Origin of the sequence: Nitrosococcus halophilus Nc 4 (assembly GCF_000024725.1) — a bacterium.
Classification (GTDB): domain Bacteria; phylum Pseudomonadota; class Gammaproteobacteria; order Nitrosococcales; family Nitrosococcaceae; genus Nitrosococcus; species Nitrosococcus halophilus.
Window position 1 is genome coordinate 2680338 of the sequence record NC_013960.1, and the last position, 16919, is coordinate 2697256.

At 47.1% G+C, this 16919-nt stretch carries 17 protein-coding genes; 14 read left to right on the plus strand and 3 right to left on the minus strand.

Features of this window, described 5'->3' with window-relative positions; translation table 11 throughout:
- Position 1 precedes the first annotated feature (1 nt).
- The 9 genes from nrfD to NHAL_RS12675 all read left to right on the plus strand — a co-directional run bounded on the left by nrfD (position 2) and on the right by NHAL_RS12675 (position 7498).
- Positions 2-1324, plus strand: coding sequence for an NrfD/PsrC family molybdoenzyme membrane anchor subunit (gene nrfD / locus NHAL_RS12635; RefSeq protein WP_013033541.1), 1323 nt, complete (start codon positions 2-4; stop codon positions 1322-1324).
- 80 nt (positions 1325-1404) lie between these two features.
- Positions 1405-1950, plus strand: coding sequence for a DUF3341 domain-containing protein (locus NHAL_RS12640; protein WP_041355713.1), 546 nt, complete (start codon positions 1405-1407; stop codon positions 1948-1950).
- A gap of 52 nt (positions 1951-2002) precedes the next feature.
- Complete coding sequence (locus tag NHAL_RS12645) at positions 2003-2617, plus strand: c-type cytochrome (RefSeq protein ID WP_013033543.1); 615 nt, start codon at positions 2003-2005, stop codon at positions 2615-2617.
- A complete protein-coding gene (locus NHAL_RS12650; RefSeq protein ID WP_013033544.1) occupies positions 2614-3786 on the plus strand; it encodes a hypothetical protein in 1173 nt (390 codons plus the stop codon). The genes NHAL_RS12645 and NHAL_RS12650 overlap by 4 nt, the downstream gene beginning before the upstream one ends.
- The gene (locus NHAL_RS12655) at positions 3776-4177 is read left to right on the plus strand and encodes a hypothetical protein (protein WP_013033545.1); all 402 of its coding nucleotides are present in this window, start codon (positions 3776-3778) and stop codon (positions 4175-4177) included. The genes NHAL_RS12650 and NHAL_RS12655 overlap by 11 nt, the downstream gene beginning before the upstream one ends.
- A gap of 60 nt (positions 4178-4237) precedes the next feature.
- Positions 4238-4861: a cytochrome c oxidase subunit II gene (gene coxB / locus NHAL_RS12660; RefSeq protein ID WP_013033546.1), complete on the plus strand. Its 624-nt coding sequence runs from the start codon at positions 4238-4240 to the stop codon at positions 4859-4861.
- 29 nt (positions 4862-4890) lie between these two features.
- On the plus strand, positions 4891-6495 hold the full coding sequence (ctaD, locus tag NHAL_RS12665) for a cytochrome c oxidase subunit I (protein WP_013033547.1): 1605 nt from the start codon (positions 4891-4893) through the stop codon (positions 6493-6495).
- A 38-nt stretch (positions 6496-6533) separates the two neighbouring features.
- Positions 6534-7178 (plus strand): cytochrome c oxidase subunit 3, encoded by a 645-nt coding sequence (locus NHAL_RS12670; protein ID WP_013033548.1) that lies wholly within the window; start codon positions 6534-6536, stop codon positions 7176-7178.
- Entirely contained in the window at positions 7175-7498 is a 324-nt protein-coding gene (locus NHAL_RS12675; protein WP_013033549.1) for a cytochrome C oxidase subunit IV family protein, read from the plus strand. The genes NHAL_RS12670 and NHAL_RS12675 overlap by 4 nt, the downstream gene beginning before the upstream one ends.
- A gap of 62 nt (positions 7499-7560) precedes the next feature.
- Here NHAL_RS12675 and NHAL_RS12680 read toward each other — a convergent pair whose 3' ends face one another.
- Positions 7561-7899 carry a hypothetical protein gene (locus tag NHAL_RS12680; protein ID WP_013033550.1) on the minus strand — a complete coding sequence of 113 codons (339 nt, stop codon included), beginning with the start codon at positions 7897-7899 and terminating at the stop codon, positions 7561-7563.
- 210 nt (positions 7900-8109) lie between these two features.
- Between NHAL_RS12680 and NHAL_RS12685 the strand changes: the two genes are divergently transcribed.
- Complete coding sequence (locus NHAL_RS12685; protein WP_238985352.1) at positions 8110-10155, plus strand: TonB-dependent receptor; 2046 nt, start codon at positions 8110-8112, stop codon at positions 10153-10155.
- Between the two features lie 180 nt (positions 10156-10335).
- Here NHAL_RS12685 and NHAL_RS12690 read toward each other — a convergent pair whose 3' ends face one another.
- Together NHAL_RS12690 and nhaD are read right to left on the minus strand one after the other, a co-directional pair.
- On the minus strand, positions 10336-11463 hold the full coding sequence (locus tag NHAL_RS12690; protein WP_013033552.1) for a 3-deoxy-7-phosphoheptulonate synthase: 1128 nt from the start codon (positions 11461-11463) through the stop codon (positions 10336-10338).
- Between the two features lie 81 nt (positions 11464-11544).
- On the minus strand, positions 11545-13008 hold the full coding sequence (nhaD, locus tag NHAL_RS12695) for a sodium:proton antiporter NhaD (protein WP_013033553.1): 1464 nt from the start codon (positions 13006-13008) through the stop codon (positions 11545-11547).
- Between the two features lie 183 nt (positions 13009-13191).
- Between nhaD and NHAL_RS12700 the strand changes: the two genes are divergently transcribed.
- The 4 genes from NHAL_RS12700 to sugE all read left to right on the plus strand — a co-directional run bounded on the left by NHAL_RS12700 (position 13192) and on the right by sugE (position 16698).
- Complete coding sequence (locus tag NHAL_RS12700) at positions 13192-15000, plus strand: M61 family metallopeptidase (protein WP_013033554.1); 1809 nt, start codon at positions 13192-13194, stop codon at positions 14998-15000.
- Between the two features lie 543 nt (positions 15001-15543).
- Positions 15544-15678, plus strand: a complete 135-nt coding sequence (locus NHAL_RS22260) for a hypothetical protein (protein WP_275260968.1) — start codon at positions 15544-15546, stop codon at positions 15676-15678.
- Between the two features lie 80 nt (positions 15679-15758).
- Positions 15759-15905 carry a hypothetical protein gene (locus tag NHAL_RS21220; protein ID WP_013033555.1) on the plus strand — a complete coding sequence of 49 codons (147 nt, stop codon included), beginning with the start codon at positions 15759-15761 and terminating at the stop codon, positions 15903-15905.
- Between the two features lie 472 nt (positions 15906-16377).
- The gene (gene sugE / locus NHAL_RS12705; protein WP_013033556.1) at positions 16378-16698 is read left to right on the plus strand and encodes a quaternary ammonium compound efflux SMR transporter SugE; all 321 of its coding nucleotides are present in this window, start codon (positions 16378-16380) and stop codon (positions 16696-16698) included.
- The last annotated feature ends 221 nt before the right edge of the window (positions 16699-16919 follow it).

The window sequence follows — 16919 nt, forward strand, 5'->3', positions numbered from 1 at the left end:
GATGCCAACTGAATCATCTAATGCCGAGGTGGGGGATAAGGTCAGCGACCTCATTTTGATTCCCCAGCGCCGTTGGTTGTGGCACGGCGCTTTTGGTATTTCCGCGGTGCTATCGGTGTTGTTTTTCTTGGCCATCGGCTATCTCTTTGTCGTCGGCGTCGGCATTTGGGGAATCAATATTCCCGTGGCCTGGGGATTTGCAATCACCAATTATGTGTGGTGGATCGGGATCGGTATGGCAGGAACCTTTATTTCGGCAGCCCTGTTGCTATTCCGTCAACAGTGGCGAACCTCGATCAGTCGCTCTGCGGAGGCGATGACTGTTTTTGCCGTGGCTATTGCCGCCCTCTTTCCTTTGCTCCATCTCGGACGACCCTGGTTTGCTTATTGGCTGGCGCCTTATCCCGACACCATGAATATTTGGCCCCAATGGCGCAGCGCTTTAGTTTGGGATTTTTTTGCCATTTTTTCTTATCTTATTGTTTCAGTGCTGTTTTGGTATGTCGGTATGATACCCGACCTTGCCTGCTTGCGTGATAGGGCTCGCAAGCGTCCCGCCCAAATCTTTTACGGTCTCCTAGCCCTTGGCTGGCGTGGCGAAGCGAGACATTGGCGGCGCTACCAAATGGCCTCTTTATTATTGGCGGGTCTTGCCGTGACCCTTGTGTTTTCCGTTCACAGCATGGTGGCCCTTGCCTTTGCAGAGGGAAACACGCCGGGATGGCATTCCACGATCTTCCCGCCATTTTTTGTTGTCGGGGCCCTATTTTCAGGGTTTGCCATGGTCTTGATGCTGGTGATCCCGGTACGGGCTATTTTTGGTCTGCAGGATTTTATTACGGCACAGCATTTGGACAGTATGGCGAAAGTCTTGCTGGCCGTTGGTTTAATCATTACCTATAGTTATGTCATAGAAGTTTTTATGGCTTGGTATAGTGCCAATCCCTATGAGATTTATACTATGCAGAATCGCATGGTTGGAGCCTATGCCCCCCTCTACTGGGGAATGATTTTTTGTAACGTTCTGGTGCTCCAGGCCCTTTGGTTCAAACGGGTCCGTTTAAACAGCATCGCCTTATTTTTGGTAGGAACCGCGGTTGTGGTGGGCATGTGGTTAGAACGTTTCATGCTGATTGTCACCAGTTTGCATCGTGATTTCTTGCCCTCTGCCTGGGGTATGTTTTCTCCCACTTTGTGGGATTGGATCATTCTTGTGGGCTCAATGGGTTTTTTTGCCATGCTTTTTCTTTTATTTGTTCGTTTTCTACCGGTGGTTTCCATATTTGAGATACGTAGGGCTACCTCTGGGACGGAAAAAAAATGAAAGTTTGGTTGTTTCTATTACACCGGATTCGCTCCGCCTTTTCAAAAGTAAAAGTATTACTTTTTAAGCATTACCCAAAAATGAATGGCTCCGATACCTCTATAATGTATGGCCTCATGGCTGAATTTGAAACACCTACCTTTCTGGTAGAAGCTGCAAGACGAACCTCCAATGCTGGTTATCAGGTCATTGAGATTTATACGCCTTTCCCTGTTGAAGGACTGGAGAAATTCCTTGGCCAGCGCCGCAATAGACTTTCTCTATTTGCCCTAGTGGGAGGTTGCATAGGGGCTATTAGCAGTTACTTCCTGGAATATTATTCTGCAGTTATCGACTATCCTATTAATGTGGGTGGCCGCCCTTACCACAGTTGGCCTGCTTTTATTCCGGCTACAGTGGAATTAACGATCCTGGGAGCGGTTCTGGCTATTGTCTTAGGCCTGTTTTTACTCAATGGTCTGCCAAGGTTAAATCATCCCGTCTTTAATGTGTCACAGTTTGATCTGGCAACACAGGATCGATTTTTTTTGTGTGTCAAGGCCAGTGATTCGTGCTTTGATAAGATTGAAACTAGGCGTTTTCTTGAGAGTTTGAAGCCTGTTAATGTTCATAGGGTTGAAAAATAATGTCAAAGCGGTCGTCAGAAAGGTGGGGTTGAGGTCCATAGGAGATCTTGGAATGGGCTTTAGGCATTGCTTGAAAAAAGAAGTTTTCTGGGGTTGCATAGTTCTTGTCGCCGTACTTTTCTTGTCATCTGGCTGTGAAAATTTAATGCAAGACATGTATGACCAAGCGAAATATGAACCGTTTGAAAAAAGTGAGCTTTTCCCCCAGGGGCAATCGGCTCGCCCCCTTATGGACAATACCGTTGTGCATGCTTCTGGCGGGTTTGCAAGTTCATCTAGCGGCAGAGTCGGGATTAAGAAAGTTGATATTTCTGGGGTAAATATCCCTTTCCCTGTTACCCTTAAGATCCTGCAGCGTGGACAAGAACGCTACAATATTTATTGTACACCCTGCCACGGCCTGGTCGGCGACGGCGACGGAATGGTGGTACGTCGTGGTTTCCCCCGTCCGCCGTCTTATCATTCTGAACGCTTGCGCAACGTTCCAGATGGACACTTCTATAATGTGATGACATGGGGGTTTGGCCGGATGCTTTCCTATGCTGACCGCATTGAGCCCCAGGATCGCTGGGCTATCGTAGCCTATATTCGTGCCCTACAATTAAGTCAGCATACCCGCTTAGCCGATGTTCCAAAAAATGTGCGGCAATCTCTGGAATCGGGATGATGAGTTGGGTGTTCTCGTCGCTGACTCGTCGAATTCAGAAAATTGCCTTGTTAGTAGGAGTAGCGGGATTTGCGATTTCTTTTATAGGGGCTTATTTTCAAGGCCAAGAGTTTTTTCTGTCCTATCTTTTTGCTTATCTCTTTTGGATTGGGATTTCCTTAGGAGGGATGGTGATAGTGATGATCCATCATTTGACAGGGGGTGCTTGGGGAGTCTTGATTTGTCGGCCTTTGGAAGCAGCAGCACGGGCTCTGCCCCTTATGACAGTATTATTTGTACCGCTCATCTTTGGGTTATCGGATCTCTATGCATGGGCCCGCCCTGAGATGATAGCTGACGAGCCCCTACTAGGGGAAAAAAGCAGCTATCTAAATATTTCTTCCTTCCTCATTCGGGCTGCTGGTTACTTTGTGGTTTGGATCGGTATCGCCTATTGGTTGCATAAATGGTCTATTGAGCAGGAAAGGAATCCGCAGCCAAAAGTCGCTATTCGTCTCTATCGCCTCAGTATTGGAGGTATCATTTTGTATAGTCTGAGCATCACTTTTGCTGCTACAGACTGGATTATGTCTTTGGTGCCCCAATGGCATTCAACAGTATTTGGCCTTCTTTGGGGGGTAGGCCAAATGCTTTCTGCCCTAGCCTTTGCAATCCTCATGGCAGCCGCTTTTTACAGACCTTGCTCGTTATCGAAAGAAATTGTTTTTAATCGTTTTCATGACCTGGGTAATTTGTTATTAATGCTGGTTATGCTTTGGGCTTATTTAGCCTTTATGCAGTATCTGATTATTTGGTCTGGAAACTTACCCCATGAAATCTCTTGGTATTTGCCCCGTGTGCAGGGAAGCTGGCAAGAGTTAACGGTTATGTTGATTGCTTTTCATTTCCTCGTGCCATTGATTGTACTTTTGTTCCGATATGCTAAGCGTACAATAAGTATTCTCGGAACTATTGCAATGATTGTTTTGCTAGCCCATCTGATTGATTCTTTCTGGCTCGTAGTCCCATCGCTACGCACCCAAGAGCTCCAATTATATTGGACTGATTTTATGGCTCCCCTTGGTATCGGCGGTGTTTGGCTAGCGGCTGTGCTTTGGCAGTTTCAAAAAAGGCCATTTATACTAGTTCGGGATGCAAATATAAAGGAAACATGGAGGCATGGCAAATAATAGCCCCAAACAAAAGCACTATCAGCATGAAGGCACAGATGTAAGTGGACGCTCTATTGTCTGGGTCGCTTCGATATTGGTGGTCATTTTAGTTTTTATTGGATTTATCCTCCTCGGGTTACTTGCCTATTTTGACGGCCGCCGGTCAGATAGTTTTGGTTTGTTTCAGGGAGAAGCCGAAGAAAAAAGAGCTCCATCATTACCCCATTTGCAAGCAAAATCGGGTGTCTCTATGAAAAAGTTACAGCAGGAAAAGGAAAGTTTGTTACATAGCTATGGCTGGGTTAATAAAGAGAAGGGCATTGTGCATATCCCTATTGAGCGTGCGATGGAACTATTTGTGAAAAAAGAATTGCCAATGGATAGAGAGAAGCCTTCTAGACAGCAGTAATAGGAGGGTGAAGAGTAAGAAGAAAATTTGCTTCCAAAATAGAGACTTTAAAGTAAACTTATGGAAAGCTTTGCGCTACTTTTGAAGGGGGCCTCTAGTTTATCAGCATCCTTTGATTTGCTTTTTATCTCACTGCTCGTGCTATGCAGTGTGGTTGCACTCAGTATAACTTTTTTGATTGTTTTCTTTGCTATTAAGTATCGTCGTGGTTCCAAGGCAAAGCGAGCTAGAATTCGTGGAGCACGAGCGATAGAATTTGCATGGACCTTTATTCCTCTGGGGCTTTTTTTAGTTATTTTTGTTTGGGCTGCAAAACTTTATACAGAACTTTTTAGACCACCTCAGAAAGAGGCTATAGAAATCGCTGTAGTAGGTAAACAGTGGATGTGGAAGCTAAAACATCCAGAAGGAAAGCAGGAAATTAATGAGCTCCATGTCCCATATGGAAGTACAGTGCAACTCACTATGATCTCACAGGATGTTATCCATAGTTTCTTTGTGCCGGCTTTTCGGATCAAGCATGATGTCTTACCTGGTCGATATACCAGGATTTGGTTTCGCCCTATAAAAACTGGGGAATATTATCTCTTCTGTGCTGAATATTGTGGGATGGATCATTCTCGAATGGGAGGGAGAATCGTAGTAATGGAGCCTTCTGCCTATGAGCAGTGGCTGCAGCAGTAAGCATCCTAATAAAGGGAAATAGAGTTCCTATGAACACGAGCACGGTGTTACAGCATAGAAGTTATATTAACGAAGGCTATGGTTTGAAATCTTGGCTAATAACCCATGATCATAAACGTATTGCTTTACTTTATTTAATATCCATTACACTATTCTTTTTTGTTGGCAGTATGGCAGCTGCTATGATCCGTCTTGAGCTTGCTACCCCTTCCGGCGATCTCGTCTCTGCAGAGACCTATAACAAATTATTTACGATGCATGGCGTGATCATGGTGTGGTTTTTCTTGATTCCTTCTATTCCGGCTGTACTTGGGAATTTCCTGGTACCTCTTATGATTGGCGCCCGTGATTTAGCCTTTCCACGACTCAACCTGGCGAGCTGGTATCTATATACTTTGGGGGGAGGATTTACTATTGGTGCACTTATTGCCGGTGGTGTGGATACGGGGTGGACATTTTATACTCCCTATAGCAGTATGTTTTCGAATAGTTATGTGGTGGCAGTTATTGTTGGGGTCTTCATTGTTGGTTTTTCTTCTATTTTCACGGGAATTAATTTCATTGTTACCATCCATAAAATGCGGGCGCCTGGTCTTACTTGGTTTCGTTTGCCATTGTTTATTTGGGCCAACTATGCTACCAGTGTCATCCTAGTAATGGCCACGCCTGTGCTTGCAATGACTCTTTCCTTAGTGGCCATTGAGCGTATACTTCAGATAGGAATTTTTGATCCTGCGTTGGGAGGAGATCCCTTATTATTTCAACATTTATTCTGGTTTTATTCCCATCCTGCTGTGTACATCATGGTTCTGCCTGCTATGGGAGTAGCCAGTGAAATTATTACTTGTTTTTCTAGGAATCCTATTTTTGGTTACCGATTTATGGCTTATGCCATCCTAGGTATTGCGGTAATCGGCTTTTTGGTCTGGGGCCATCATATGTTTGTCAGTGGTCAGTCCATGTATGCAGGAATGATGTTTTCACTTCTTAGTTTCTTGGTCGCAATACCTTCTGCAGTAAAAGTTTTTAATTGGACGGCTACGCTTTATAACGGAACCATTTCCTTTGAAGCGCCGATGCTTTATGGGCTCGGATTCGTAGGCTTATTTATGATCGGTGGCTTAACGGGGTTATTTCTAGCCTCCTTAGCTTTGGACGTCCATTTAACTGATACTTATTTTGTTATTGCTCACTTTCATTACATTATGGTAGGTGGGGCAGTTATGGCCTACTTTGGAGGCATCCATTTTTGGTGGCCTAAGATGAGTGGGCGAATCTATCCAGAAAATTGGGGGCGATTCTCTGCAATAGTAATCTTTCTAGGTTTCAATCTGACTTTTTTTCCTCAATTTTTGCTCGGCTATCTTGGTATGCCGAGGCGTTACCATCAGTATCCAGAAGAGTTGCAATGGTTAAATGAAATTTCTTCCGCGGGAGCTGTCCTTCTGGCCGTAGGGTATTTATTGCCTCTTTTGTACTTATTATGGTCATTACGCTATGGGAGAATTGCCGATAGTAATCCTTGGAAAGCAAAAGGATTGGAGTGGCAAGCGCTGTCGCCGCCCATAAGAGATAATTTTGAAGACACTCCTGTAGTAAAGGAAAAGGCCTACGCCTATATTCCAGAGCATTGATATGGGGTGGCTCATTATTGCTTCTGTAGGATCGACTAATGACAGATAAGCATGCCTTGACGGCAGAGCAGTTTGACGACCCTGAGCAAGAACACGAGGCTTCCACCCTTGGGATGTGGGTGTTTCTTGGTACTGAAGTTTTATTCTTTGGGGTCCTGTTTGCCAGCTATGCCGTTCTCCGCTTTAATTATCCGGAAGCCTTTGCCGAAGCGAGTAGGCATACGAATATTTTGCTGGGAACGGTTAATACCGCAATATTATTAACAAGTAGTTTAACTATGGCACTTGCTATACGCAGTGCCCAACTCAGTAAGCATAAATTAACAGCAGGTTTTTTGCTACTTACCATCCTTTTAGGAATATTGTTTCTTGGAATAAAAGGAGTAGAGTATTACGGAGAGTATGAGAAGCAACTTGTACCGGGTTTAAACTTTGCCTATGAAGGTGATAATGCACAATCAATAAAACTCTTTTTTTATTTGTATTTTATAATGACAGGGGTACATGCTATACATGTAATTCTTGGAATAGGGACATTAGCAGTTATTGCAGTGATGGCTTGGCGTGAGTGGTTTTCCAGTGATTATTTCACACCAGTGGAGTTGGTTGGCCTGTACTGGCATTTTGTGGATATTATTTGGATATTTTTGTATCCCTTTCTTTATTTGGTGTCGCGTGGATGACCGGACAAGATGTGGTTTCGTTAAAAACCTATTTACTTGTATGGGCTGCTTTGCTCTTTTTGTTGTTGGTAAGCGTGGGTAGCGCCTATGTTTCCTTAGGGCCTTTTAATGTTGTCATTAATTTTTTGATTGCAGTGGGTAAAGCGTTACTGGTATTGTCTTTTTTTATGCATTTGAAATATGCTGGCCCTCTAACTAAGGTCTTTGCAGCAGCTGGTTTTTTTTGGTTGCTTTTATTATTTGGACTCATGATGAGTGATTATAGTGCTCGCTCTCAATCAATCTCTTTCGAAAAAATGATACATCTATACCAAGAATAATACGCCTCCTCCATGATCTTCAAAAATTGCTTAATAAAGATAAAGATAAAGATATTAACTCTTTATTTGTTGTTCTTTCTTTCCTTCCAGTATTTTATAATTCGGTAAAAGATAAGCTCTATTTTATCTAAGAAAATAGCCATACTTTTTAGGCGACTAATAAGCAGACTAAGTCCTACTAATGTTAATATAAAACCTGGCACTCCTATAGGGGGAATGGAGATAAGGATTCCAATGGCTACCAACAAAATACCCAATGTTATATAAAGAGGAGTTTCCCAGGATTTGTCATTATTTTTATCTTGTTGACGTTTATGATGTCTGGTAAAGCGTTTGCCAGGTTCTTCATTAGCAAGCTGCGATACATCTTTTTTCCATTTTCGTTTCCACCTTTGCAGCATATCCTTTGATTCCTTAAATCATATTTGTTGCTCTATCAATCCTCTCGACTAGTATTTAAAATTCTATGAATTAATCTATAAAAGTGTAGTACTTTTGATATTTTTTTGTTGTTGACGGATTATGTTATGTTATAACATAATAAAATTATCGTGATCTTGCTAAGCTAGGGCTCCTCTATGGTGATGTTGAGATTTTTATATGTCTTACTAATGACATTACTCTTGTTACCTTCTGTTAAGGCACAGCAAGCAGAAGAAGAAGTGATGAAGCTTGAGGCGGTGACTGTAACTGCTGATCCGTTGGGTAGTACAGGAGAACATATAGTGCAACCCAACTCGGTATTGAAGGGGAAGGAATTACTTATTAAGGACAAGCAAAATATTGGAGAGGCCGTGGCTGATGAAATAGGTGTGACCTCCAGCGATTTTGGTCCTGCTGTGGGACGCCCCATTATCCGGGGCTTAGGAGGGGCCCGCGTTCGCATATTGGAGGATGGCATCGGGACTTTAGATGTATCCAATATCAGTCCGGACCATGCAGTGGCTATCGAACCCCTCTTCGCAGACCAGATTGAAATCTTCCGGGGACCGGCTACCTTGCTTTATGGCAGTGGCGCAAGCGGGGGATTGGTTAATGTTGTCAACCACCGTATTCTTGACTATGTACCCGAAGGCATCGAAGGGGATCTCTATGGCCATTATAATTCAGTGGCCGATGATGCTACTGGCGCTTTTCGCTTTAATGGTGGGATAGGTAACTTTGCGTTTCATGTGGATGGTCTCCTGCGGGATACGAATGACTATGACATTCCAGGATTTTCGGATATCCAGCCTGAACCCGGTGCTCGAAGTGGAACGCTTGCAAACAGCGATGTCCAGACCGAGAATTTTGCCGGTGGTTTTTCTCTGGTGGGGGACCCGGGTTTTCTAGGATTTGCCATAAGCCGTTTCACCAATGAATATGGCGTCCCTGGAGGGCATGAGCATGAAGAAGACGAAGGGGAAGCGGAACATGAACATGAAGAGGCGGAAGGTGGGGTACGTATTGATCAAGCCCAGACCCGTTTCGATATTAAGGGAGCCCTCTACGAACCTTTACCGGGGATTCAAACCGTCAAAACTCGTTGGGGTTATAACGATCATACCCATAAAGAGTTCGAACCCTCCGGAGTGGCAAGCACGATTTTAGACAATAAAGAATGGGAGGGGCGGGTTGAATTTCTTCATGTGCCTTTTGGGTTATGGGATGGGGTCTTGGGGCTTCAGTACCGCAACCGGGATCTTTCCACCTCGGGGGAGGAAGCCTTTGTGCCTTCTTCGCAGCTGGATTCCCTCAGTGTCTTTGTTTTAGAGAAGCGTGATTGGCAACGCTGGCATTTTGAGGTGGGAGGACGGTTTGAGCACCAGGAAGCTGAGAGAGCCAGGGATAGGCAGCAAGCAAGCCATGATCTCTTTAATCTATCGGGCGGGGCAATCTGGGAATTTTGGCAAGGTTATTCGGTCGGGGTTAATATTTCCCACTCTCAGCGCGCACCTGCACTGGAAGAGCTGTTCTCGGAGGGGCCCCACCTGGCTACCAATACTTTTGAGATTGGGGATATTTCCCTGGATAAGGAAATTTCTAATAATTTTGATCTTTCTTTCCGCAAAACCCATGGTCATTGGAATTGGACGCTGAACCTCTTCGCTAATTTCATCAATGATTTCATTTTCTTACAGGAGAGGGATCAAAATGGCGATGGGGTTGCCGATCGGGTCAACTTGGAAGGGGAATTGGTGATAGATCCGGAGGCGCTGTTACTGGTGAATCAGAGGCAAGCGGATGCTGAGTTTTTCGGGGTTGAGTTCGAAACAGTGCTGGGTTTATTTGACGACCACCGGGGCAAATTGGATCTTCGTTTATGGACCGATTATGTCAGCGGTGAATTAAGTGAGGGTTCTAATCTACCCCGAATCACACCCTTGCGCTTTGGAAGTGAACTGGATTATGAGCGGGGACCTTGGTATACCGGAATCAATATCATGCGGGTTCAAAGGCAAGAGGATACCGCATTGCTGGAGACAGAGACCAAGGGTTACAGCATGCTCAGTGTCCATATGGGGTACCAGCTTGCTTTGGGGCCGGTGCAATATACCATTTTCTTGCGAGGCACCAATCTGTTAGATGAGGAAGCCCGTCGCCATACCTCATTTTTAAAGAATCAAGCCCCTTTACCGGGTCGCTCGGCGATGGTGGGAATAACAGCCACTTTCTAATCTCTAATATCCATTCTTAAAAAACTCCTTGGTATAAAAGGAAACTCCTGCCTCTTTTTCCACAATGTAGGATAAAGGTGCAGGAGTTATTCCAATTCTATCAACCCCCTCATCCTCACCTTCTCCCGCCAGGGGAGAGGGGATAGAAGAGAGGATTAATTGGGATGAGTATTCGTCGCTTCAGGGCAAGCTGCTGGCCTGCTTTTGTCCCGAGGCTTCTAGATCCGAAATGGCTTGTTTTGCCGGTTTTGCTGTGGTTTGCCTCCGTTTCTGAATCGCCTTGGCAAGTTCGCGGAGCAGTTGTTCGCTCTCTTCCCAACCCATGCAGGCATCGGTAATACTTTGGCCATAGATGAGGGGTGTGTCGGGGGTGACGTCTTGGCGTCCTGCCACCAGGTGGCTTTCAAGCATGACACCAATAATGTCCTTGTTGCCCGCAGCGATCTGTTCTGCGATGTTTCTTGCCACCAGGAATTGCTGTTTGGGATCCTTGCCGCTGTTGCCATGGCTGCAATCGATCATCACTTGGGGTCGGAGTCCAGATCGTGCCAGTTTAGTGGTAGTTTCATGGACGCTTTCCGCATCGTAGTTGGGTTTTTTTCCGCCCCTTAAAATGAGATGGCAGTCGGGATTTCCTGTGGTTGAGAAAATAGCCGAATGGCCAGTCATGGTGAGAGAAAGGAAATGGTGGGGTTTTGAGGCCGAGATGATGGCGGCCATGGCAGCGTCTAGGCTGCCATTGGTGGCGTTCTTAAATCCGACGGGGCAAGACAGGCCGGAGGCAAGTTCCCGGTGGACTTGGCTTTCGGTAGTGCGGGCGCCGATGGCACCCCAGGAAATAAGATCAGCGACATATTGCGGACTGACCACATCCAGGTATTCGGTGCCTGCCGGCACCCCAGCTTTGGCGAGATCTAGCAAGAGTTTGCGGGCTAGGCGCAAGCCTTCATTAATCTGGAAACTGCCATCCAAATGGGGGTCGTTAATAAGCCCCTTCCAACCCACTGTAGAGCGGGGTTTTTCGAAATAGACCCGCATGACGATCAGTAGCTCATCGGCAAGCTCATCAATGAGCAGCTTGAGCCTTTTGGCGTAATCCCGCGCAGCTTGGGGATCATGGATGGAGCAGGGACCCACGATGACCAGTAGACGGTCGTCATTCTCGCCAAGCACCTGCTGAATGGCTTGCCGGGTTCGGTAAATCGTCTCTGAGGCCCCATTGGTGATAGGCAATTCTTCATGGAGCTGGGCCGGTGAGATAACTTCTTTAATGTCCTTAATTCTAAGATCTTCGGTAGGAAAGCTCATAGTCAATATTTCCGTCTCGATAAGCGCCCATATTTTACTTGGTATCTAAGTCCGATCGCGACCACTATAATCCGCGAAAGGTTACTGGAACAGTCTGGCATTGAGGGTTAAATGAACCCAGATGCTAGCGGCATAGCCTAGCGCAATAGCCCAGAGCCACTTTAAATGGGCAAAAAAGGTATAAATTCCTCGTGCCTGTCCCATCACTGCCACCCCTGCCGCTGAACCGATGGAGAGCAGCGAGCCTCCAACCCCGGCGGTAAGGGTGACCAGCAACCATTGGCCATGCCCCATTTCCGGTTGCATGGAGAGTACGGCAAACATTACCGGGATATTGTCCACAATGGCGGAGAGTATGCCGACCAGGATGTTGGCGGTAGTAGGGCCTAAATCCACATACATGAATTGGGAGCCCAGGGCCAGGTAACCAATAGCGCCTAACCCCCCCACGCAAAGGATAATGCCATAAAAAAACATCAGGGTGTCCCACTCGGCCCGTTCTAACTGCTCAAAGATGTTAAAGGGTTTGGCAGGCTGGGGGTATCCTTCAATCTCTAGTTTTCTGCCGTTATGCCGATCCATGCTATTGCTCATGGCTTGGTCGCGGCGCTTGAGGTAGTAGCCAAAGAACTTGAGCAGTCCAAGGCCTGTCATCATCCCCAATACGGGAGGTAAGTGGAGGAAGTTGTGGAAGGAAACGGCCATGCTGATAGTGACCAGAAATAGGCCCACCACGACCAAAGCACCCCTTTTTAGCTCCACGTGCTCATCTAAGGCAGGAGGGCGTTCTTTGGGAATGGCAAATGCCATAAACACGGCGGGCACCAGCCAATTGACCACGGACGGGACAAACAAGACAAAAAACTCTTGAAATTCCACAATGCCTTTTTGCCATACCATCAGGGTGGTAATGTCGCCAAAAGGACTAAAGGCGCCTCCGGCGTTGGCTGCGACGACAATATTAATACAGGCTATCACTACAAAATGGCGATTGCTTCCCCCTACCGTCATGACCACTGTCGCCATTAACAGGGCAGTGGTGAGGTTATCGGCAATTGGAGAGATAAAAAAGGCCAGCAGGCCCGTGAGCCAAAAGATAGTGCGCAGGGAGAAGCCCTGTGAAACCAGCCAGGAACGGAGGACTGCAAACACCCCTCGTTCGGCCATGGTGTTAATATAGGTCATGGCCGCCAACAAGAATAGGAAGAGTTCTGCAAACTCCAGTAAGTTATGGCGAAGGGCTTTTTCGACGGTTCCAGGAGTACCATTTTGGACTTCAGCAGCGGCAATGAGTGCCCAGATGATGCCCGCCGCGACAATGACCGGTTTGGATTTCCGCAGATGCAACCGTTCTTCCAAGATCACTATTACATAGGCAATCACGAAGATGAGTAGGGCGCTGTATCCGACCCAATGCTGGGTAAGGTCGGGGGTTGTATTGGCTTCGGCAGCGAAACTCAATTCCGGTGCAATAGACAGCGCCAATACCATCCAAAGCGTTCGTATTCCCCATGGCAAATCAATTTGAGGAAAGGCTCGGTACATTGCTTATCCTTTAAATTTTGGAAAATAAAATTGTGCAGGTCGATGATACCTTAGTCAAAATAGTTGTGTGTACCGTTAAGGATCGGCATGAAAGGCAACTTTTAAATGAATCCTAGCCAGTTGCCGAATCCCTAAGAGATTGTGTTAACTCATTGCCCTATTTTTAAGCAAGGCGGTTTAGCGATGTCGTCAATTCATTATTGTATTATCCCTAAAAATCCCCAGGCCCATCTCTTCCAGGTGACCCTCACTATCTCAGAACCTAATCCCGAAGGCCAGCGCTTATCTCTGCCTGCTTGGATCCCGGGCAGCTATTTGATCCGGGATTTTGCCAAACATGTGGTCCAGCTTAGCGCCGAATCCCAGGGTCATCCCCTTTCCGCTCAAAAAGTGGATAAATCTACCTGGCAATGCGCGCCGAGCTCGGGACCGCTAACCATCCACTATCAAGTCTATGCTTGGGATGGCTCAGTGCGGGCGGCCCATCTCGATACTTTCCATGGTTTTTTTAATGGCACCAGTGTTTTTCTTAGGGTAGAGGGGCAAGGCGATCGAGCCTGCGCTGTCACCATTTTACCGCCAGAGGGGGAGGTTTACCGCCGCTGGCGAGTGGCCACCGCTTTGCCTCGGGCCGGCGCTGAGCCCTATGGGTTTGGTGACTACCGGGCGGGGGATTATGAGGAATTGATTGATCATCCGGTGGAAATGGGGGAGTTTAGCTTGGCTACCTTTGAGGCCTGTGGTATTCCCCATGATATCGCCGTCACCGGGCGTCACCGAGCCGATATGGACCGCCTGTGCCAGGATTTGAAGATCCTATGCGAATACCATATCCGTTTCTTTGGCGAGCCTGCGCCCATGGACCATTATGTCTTTTTGGTGACCGCCGTGGGTGAGGGGTATGGAGGGCTAGAGCACCGGGCTTCAAGCGCTTTGCTCTGCAATCGAAGTGATTTACCCCGGTCTGGGGAAATCGAGGTTGGGGAAGGATATCGGAATTTTCTCGGCTTATGTAGCCATGAGTATTTTCATACTTGGAATGTCAAGCGCATCAAGCCCGCCGCTTTTATGCCTTATGATCTTAAGGGTGAAAATTATACCCGCCTGCTTTGGGTTTTTGAGGGAATCACGTCTTATTATGATGAGCTGGGGCTGACGCGCTCGGGCCTTATCAGCCAGGAGAGTTATTTGGAGGTGCTGGGGCAGACGATTACCCGGGTGCTGAGGGGTTCTGGTCGGCTTAAGCAGAATTTAGCCGAATCCAGCTTCGAGGCCTGGACCAAGTTTTACCAGCAGGATGAAAATGCCCCCAACGCCATCGTCAGTTACTATACCAAAGGCGCCTTGGCGGCACTGGCTCTCGATTTGACTCTCCGACGCGAAACCCAAGGGAAATGCTCTTTAGATAAGGTGATGGGGGCACTGTGGGAATCCTATGGTAAAACTGGCGTGGGGGTGTCTGAGAATGGAGTAGAGCAGCTAGTGGCTGAAATCTCTGGGTTGAATTTAAGCCCTTTCTTTGAGGCTACGCTGCGGGGGACGGAGGATCTTCCCTTGAAACCGCTCTTGGCCAGTGTCGGGGTTAATTATCAGTTGCGTGCCTCAGAATCCGGCGAAGACAAAGGGGGGAAACCTGGCAAAGGGGGAACGCCTCGCACCGTGCTGGGGGTTCGCCTGGCTGCTAATGGAAAAGAGGCTCAGATCAACCATGTCTTTGATGGGGGGGCGGCTCAGAGGGCAGGGCTCTCCGCAGGGGATAGCCTCATTGCCGTGGACGGAATCAGGATCACCGCCAGCAACCTGGAAAAGGTTATCGAGACCTACCCGGTGGAAGCGACAGTCCTCATTCACGCCTTTCGGCGGGATGAATTGCGGGAATTTGAGGTTACTTTGAAGGCAGCGCCCCTGGATACCTGTGTGCTGACCCTTGAACAGGATGCCGATCCGGCTACCGTGGCGGCTCGGGAAGCTTGGTTGGGCGGCCTCGCTTAAGGTTCCTCGATGTTAGATCACCCCTGATAGTAAACTTTTTGATATGCTGACGCCAAATGCCGCTTACTTATCGACAATCTCCACCTTGGTTCTGCCTGACCTGATATTACGCCAGAGCTTCGCTTGCCAGTAGGCAATTATCTGGTTCTCTACCGTGAAATTGCTTAGGGCACCGAAATGGTGTGCGCCGTTCCCGGTGCGCGATGCTTGGAGCGTCTTTTCTAGTTCTTAAGCCATTAAAAAATAGCCCTTTTTGCAGCCCTTCTTGGCAGGGCAGTGCTTTTTACCCTACTTCGGGTTTTAAATATATCTTGCAAGGAAGCTATTTCTTATGTATCTTTTTATCTTCCTTGTCAGGTATTTTTTGTTCAAAAAACATCTGACAAGCCTAACAAACTTATTTTTAAGCCTAAAAAGGAGAAGCTTATAAGACGTAATTTGTTAGTGCTTTTGGCCCTAACCTTAACAATAGGGCCAGGGCTAACGCATGAAATGGGTTTGGAAGTGATACACGTCGGTCTCATCTAAAAAAGGGGAGAGTTTATGAAACCAATGAAACGTTGTTTATTGCTGCTGTGTGCTTTGGGCTTTGCAGTGGGGCTGGCTGGCTGCGAGCTGCCACAGTCAGATATGTCACCCAATCCCGATAAGCTTGGGAACGCGGGGAAGCGCGAGTAAGTAGTTGTGAGATTGGGGGGGGCGCGTCATGCTCCCTCTTCATCTTTATAGAGGGATATCTCTTCGGATTATGCCCTCGTATGACCCAGCACCAGACTCCGCTCGCTCGCCCAGGCACTAACCAGGTGCAGCGGGCAGGGCTAGTTGGTTGCGGACATCCGAGCAATGACGGGCGGGAGGATATGGTGTCCGATAAGCCAGAAGAATCGACTTTTTTTGGCAGCTAAACAGGGAAGGCTTGTGCGCTTTTAAATTTTGAATTCTGCCTGGTACCTAAGGCGGCCTAAGGGGACTGTGAAAAATTAGCAGGGTAGGGGCCCCATCTTAGGCCTTTTAAAGTTTATTTTCATCAGAACCCATTAATCGCTTCTAGAAGCAGGGCGAGTTTAGGGGAGTGTTTTGCACTCCTTTTTTTTCTCCAGGGTTACTTTTTCGATTGGGTGCACAATTTGGTGAAAGGTGAGAAAATACTCAGACTGGAGTTGCAGGAGGGATGCCGGCACCAGTGCTATAGCGAGAAGGAGGCCTCTTCGCGGCAATCGAGGATTGGTTTAGGCATCATCTTCAAGCCGGATAGGCTGCAATAGTTTAAAGATCTGTAGGAATAATCCTAATATTTGGCGGGATGAGGGGGACGGCCTCGTTGTTTTCCCGATAATCTGATGAGGACGACCTTATTGTCAACAAAGGAGATGGGCAATGGCTTGGTTTGCCCTCATTGTTGCTGGTCTATTTGAAGTCGGTTGGGCCGTTAGCCTGAAATTCACAGAAGGTTTTACCCGCCTATGGCCAACACTTGGCACGATCGCGGCAATGATCGTCAGCCTGGGGTTTTTGGGAATGGCGTTGCGGACTCTGCCTCTTGGCACGGCCTATGCTATTTGGACCGGTATCGGTATAGTCGGAACGGTGCTGAGCGGTATAGTGTTCTTCCATGAGTCCGTTGATATGCTTCGGATTATCTGCATTGGCCTTATCATCGCAGGAATCGTTGGCCTTAAGTTAGTCACACCGCATTAAATTAAAGCTTGTAGGAGTATAACTCACGGCATTGAAGTGGTAGCCATCCGGATAAATAGCGGAGCAGCGTTTATCCGGATGGCTCTTTCATGTGAGCAGAGGCTACATGCCAGTCCGGCTTTGCTTGGGATGAGCGCTAACAAGAGAGGCTGGGCCATGAATTATCTATTTTTGCTTGCCCTCCCTTACTATGAAATAGATAGAGGCTTTGGGGGAAGGTT

Bases quoted from the DNA above. Each gene is read 5' to 3' on its own strand.
- nrfD (WP_013033541.1), top strand. From the start codon at position 2: ATGCCAACTGAATCATCTAATGCCGAGGTGGGGGATAAGGTCAGCGAC.
- NHAL_RS12640 (WP_041355713.1), top strand. From the start codon at position 1,405: ATGAATGGCTCCGATACCTCTATAATGTATGGCCTCATGGCTGAATTT.
- NHAL_RS12645 (WP_013033543.1), top strand. From the start codon at position 2,003: ATGGGCTTTAGGCATTGCTTGAAAAAAGAAGTTTTCTGGGGTTGCATA.
- NHAL_RS12650 (WP_013033544.1), top strand. From the start codon at position 2,614: ATGATGAGTTGGGTGTTCTCGTCGCTGACTCGTCGAATTCAGAAAATT.
- NHAL_RS12655 (WP_013033545.1), top strand. From the start codon at position 3,776: ATGGCAAATAATAGCCCCAAACAAAAGCACTATCAGCATGAAGGCACA.
- coxB (WP_013033546.1), top strand. From the start codon at position 4,238: ATGGAAAGCTTTGCGCTACTTTTGAAGGGGGCCTCTAGTTTATCAGCA.
- ctaD (WP_013033547.1), top strand. From the start codon at position 4,891: ATGAACACGAGCACGGTGTTACAGCATAGAAGTTATATTAACGAAGGC.
- NHAL_RS12670 (WP_013033548.1), top strand. From the start codon at position 6,534: ATGACAGATAAGCATGCCTTGACGGCAGAGCAGTTTGACGACCCTGAG.
- NHAL_RS12675 (WP_013033549.1), top strand. From the start codon at position 7,175: ATGACCGGACAAGATGTGGTTTCGTTAAAAACCTATTTACTTGTATGG.
- NHAL_RS12680 (WP_013033550.1), bottom strand. From the start codon at position 7,899: ATGCTGCAAAGGTGGAAACGAAAATGGAAAAAAGATGTATCGCAGCTT.
- NHAL_RS12685 (WP_238985352.1), top strand. From the start codon at position 8,110: ATGACATTACTCTTGTTACCTTCTGTTAAGGCACAGCAAGCAGAAGAA.
- NHAL_RS12690 (WP_013033552.1), bottom strand. From the start codon at position 11,463: ATGAGCTTTCCTACCGAAGATCTTAGAATTAAGGACATTAAAGAAGTT.
- nhaD (WP_013033553.1), bottom strand. From the start codon at position 13,008: ATGTACCGAGCCTTTCCTCAAATTGATTTGCCATGGGGAATACGAACG.
- NHAL_RS12700 (WP_013033554.1), top strand. From the start codon at position 13,192: ATGTCGTCAATTCATTATTGTATTATCCCTAAAAATCCCCAGGCCCAT.
- NHAL_RS22260 (WP_275260968.1), top strand. From the start codon at position 15,544: ATGAAACCAATGAAACGTTGTTTATTGCTGCTGTGTGCTTTGGGCTTT.
- NHAL_RS21220 (WP_013033555.1), top strand. From the start codon at position 15,759: ATGACCCAGCACCAGACTCCGCTCGCTCGCCCAGGCACTAACCAGGTG.
- sugE (WP_013033556.1), top strand. From the start codon at position 16,378: ATGGCTTGGTTTGCCCTCATTGTTGCTGGTCTATTTGAAGTCGGTTGG.